This is a genomic window from Marinobacter sp., assembly GCF_014859525.1.
Classification (GTDB): Bacteria; Pseudomonadota; Gammaproteobacteria; order Pseudomonadales; family Oleiphilaceae; genus Marinobacter.
In genome coordinates, this window is sequence record NZ_JACUUB010000142.1 from 1 (window position 1) to 3,587 (window position 3,587).

Annotated in this window: 2 protein-coding genes; both read right to left on the reverse strand. The window is 53.0% G+C overall.

Features of this window, described 5'->3' with window-relative positions:
• Positions 1 to 2,053: DEAD/DEAH box helicase family protein (locus IBX51_RS14705; RefSeq protein ID WP_291832064.1), on the reverse strand; the 2,053-nt coding region annotated here is incomplete at its 3' end.
• Between the two features lie 401 nt (positions 2,054 to 2,454).
• A complete protein-coding gene (locus IBX51_RS14710; RefSeq protein ID WP_291832065.1) occupies positions 2,455 to 3,459 on the reverse strand; it encodes a hypothetical protein in 1,005 nt (334 codons plus the stop codon).
• Between the last annotated feature and the right edge of the window lie 128 nt (positions 3,460 to 3,587).

Here is a 3,587-nt window from a genome sequence, read left to right on the forward strand (position 1 = left end):
CTGACTTACCCACCAGTGCCCGGAATTTATTGGCGAAATCATATTCAGGCCGGGAGTTGCCCACGAAATCCAGAACCGTGCAGCAGTCTTTATCGTCTGCCAAACGCAGTCCACGGCCGAGCTGCTGTAGGAAGATGGTCAGACTTTCCGTTGGACGCAGGAACAGCAAGGTATCCACTTCCGGAATATCGACGCCTTCATTGAAGATGTCGACCACACACAGCACGTTGATTTGCCCGGAGCGAATGGCTTGCTGCTTTTGTTGGCGTTCGTGGCTGTTGTCACTGGTGAGCACATCGGCCTTGATGCCGTGTAACAGGAGCTGCTCCACCATGAAGGTCGCGTGTTCACGACTCACACAGAAGGCGAGAGCTTTCATACTGGTTATGTCGGTGACGATTTCCCGCAGACTGCGCAGAATCTTGTCTACACGGCTCTGGTTGTGGGTGTAGAGGTTGGTTAGCTGAACCACATCGTAACGACCACGATTCCAGGGAATGGTGCGCAGGTCGGTATCGTCATCTATGCCGAAGTATTGGAAGGGGCAAAGGTGGCGGCGGTTGATGGCCTCCGGCAACCGAAGTTCGGCGGCAATCACGCCTCCAAAGTCGCTTAGGATATCACCACCATCATGCCGTTCTGGTGTTGCGGTCAGGCCCAGCAGTATCTCAGGCGAGAACTGCTCCAGTACCGCCCGGTAACTGGATGCGGCAACGTGGTGCACTTCGTCGATCACGATGTAATCGTAATAGTCTTCAGTCAGTTTCAACTGATCCAGCTGGTTGTTCAGGGTCTGAATCGAGACGAACAACTGGCGGTAGTGCTCAGGCAACTGACCGCCCACCCAGAGTTCACCAAAGGCATTGTTTCGCAGCACGCCACGGTAGGCTTCACGGGCTTGCCGCAGGATTTCTTCACGATGGGCTACAAACAGAAAGTGGGCGTTTGGTTTTGTTTTCAGGAACCGCTGAAAATCAAAAGCTGAGATCAGGGTTTTGCCTGTGCCCGTGGCGGCCACCACGAGGTTTCGGAAACGGTGGTGCACGTCCCGCTCAACAGCCAGCTGCTCCAAAATATCCTTCTGATGCGCAAACGGCGTGATTTCGAAATAGTGGGAGACGTCTGGCGAATTCAAGCCTTTTTGCTGCCTCAGGGCTCGATTGAGCTTTTCGGTACTCTCAGCCTGACCATCGAACCGCTCAAAGTCTTCCGAAGCCCAATAAGTCTCAAAAGTGCTCAAAGACTTGTTGATGATGTGTGGAATTTCCTGAGAGGTGATTTTCAGGTTCCACTCAAGGCCGTTGGTCAGCGCCGATCGGGACAGGTTCGATGAACCGATGTACCCGGTGTGAAAGCCCGTGTTTCGAAGGAACAAATAGCTCTTGGCGTGCAGCCTTTCGCGTTCGGTGTTGTAGCTGAGCTTCACTTCGGTGTTCGACAGGCTGGCCAGGTACTCAACGGCTTTGGCATCCGTTGCCCCCATGTAGGAGGTGGTGATGATTCTCAGCTCACGGCCACTGGCGGTGAAGGCTTCCAGCTCTTTCCGGAAAATGCGGATGCCAGCCCACTTGATGAACGACACCAGCCAGTAGATTTTGTCTGCCGACAGAATTTCGCGTTTGAGTTCCGATTCCAGCGACAGGCCGGCATTGCTGCCTGAGAACAGCTCGCTCTGGGTCAATCCAGTCAGAGGGAAGATGTCTTCAACGTATTGCTTGAGATTGGCTGCAATGGGGTTTTCCAACTCGTACAAAGCCGTCAGGATCTTTCCCTGGCTATCGAGCAGGTTGTCTTCCAGAAAGCCCTCGTCTGAAATCTGGCTCTTGAGCCACATCAGCAACTGGTTGGAGAGTTCGATTTGCTCCTGAAGCCGGTCGTCACCCGACGGCACGGCTTCAATTGCAAATTCCAGAATGTTGGAGAGGAATCGTGACAGCCACACAGAGGCTTCGGCGCTGTTGAGCTGGCGTTCACCAATATAGAACTTGTCTCTATCCAGTCGACTCTCGATAAGCTTGGTGATTAGCTGCTCGTAGATTCCGGTTTGTTGCATAACGTACTGTCCATATTGATGACGCCCACCAGATCAGTTTTGAGCGAATACATTCAACGCTAAAGTAGAACAATGCATTTGGCAACGTCGCAGCTCGAGGGGCTAGCCCCACGAGTGATTGTTGAGCGGCCAGGCCGGCGGCCATTCAATTCCGGGGTGGCCGCGATTTTGAAGAAGTTCTGCTCAGCGTGGAGCATTTTTAACCGGGTGACGCGCGAGTTGTGGCCGGTTTCTCATGCATCGGTGGCAAAAGGCTATGGCACTCTTTCGCCGCGAGAGTGTGGGCAGAATGCGGCAGATTGTATGGAGTTTCCGGCTGCGGAATTGATTAGGTCCCCCGGCCGCGGATTGGCAAGAACCAAGGGGTTAGGGGTTAGGGCATAGCCTTCACCCCAAGGCGATCAGACTTGTGGAATGAAGCCGATGGCACCGCAGTCTAGGGTGCTGTCTACAACCTCACCGTCAACTCTGATTTGTACTGCGTCATCATCTCGTTCAGTACTTGTGCCAAAAAGAATCTCTACAACGCCAATGCTGGCTATCCGGAGAATGCCTGAGGCCGGGCATACTTCTCCGCTATCAATCTTCACAACTTGGGGAGTCGATAGTTGGATAAAGCCACCAATGGCAGAGCCTATCAGCGTACCTTTGGTTGTGAAATCCAAGGTGAGCTCATTGCCCTCCAGTCGGGTCTCGGCGTCAGTGATGGCAACGTACAGATCACCAACCTTGAACTCAAACACACTGATGGTATCGATTAAACTGGTGGAGCTTCCTGTTCTGGAATAATCGAAGTCAGCCCGCCCCCTCAGGTTAATCTGTTCGGATTCCGATAGCTGTATACCCTCGATGTCATAGGCCTCAAAACCCTCAAGAGCGGAATCTGCCTCCTGGTCACCGCTAAAACTGGCAACAAATCGATAGTCGCCACTGAGGATAACGCTGCCGAGCACTTGGGTGTTGATGGCACAATTCTGTAGTAACCATTTTTCATCAATCCGATCACCAGCACTCTCGTCTGTCACCGTGGCAGTGCCTCCTTGCTCACAGCTGATCGTGTCTGATGAGCCGGTACGTTGAGGCTCAAGACTTCCCATCACCTCTAGGATCAGCGCCTGCCCGGTGCCAATATCATCTTGCAAGCCCAAGATCCCACGAACATCCGAACCAGGAGCAACCTCAACCGTTTGTTCTGCCAGGTTATCGTTATCCAGTGTCAGGTCTGATGCGGCTGAACCACCACCACTGCTTCCCCCACCGCCGCAGGCTGCCAGCAAGGCGGCGCCAGATATAACCGCCAAGCCACGAATATTCTTCCATAAATCATTCATAATTATTCCCTTTAGCCAATGAAACCGACACCTGATCTCTAGCCCCACAGAAAACCGGGATTTCTTTACAAGCATGGTTCACATCGTCAACTATGGAAAGCTAACGTGACTAATAAATACTCAAGAGGGAGCTTTACATGCCCGAACCGTCTTTCCGTTTCCGCTTCCGGGTGCGCTATGGCGAATGCGATGCCCAGGGCGTG

What these genes read in the sequence shown, in the direction of transcription:
- IBX51_RS14710 (WP_291832065.1), bottom strand. Translation starts at nt 3,459, where the DNA reads ATGCTTGTAAAGAAATCCCGGTTTTCTGTGGGGCTAGAGATCAGGTGT.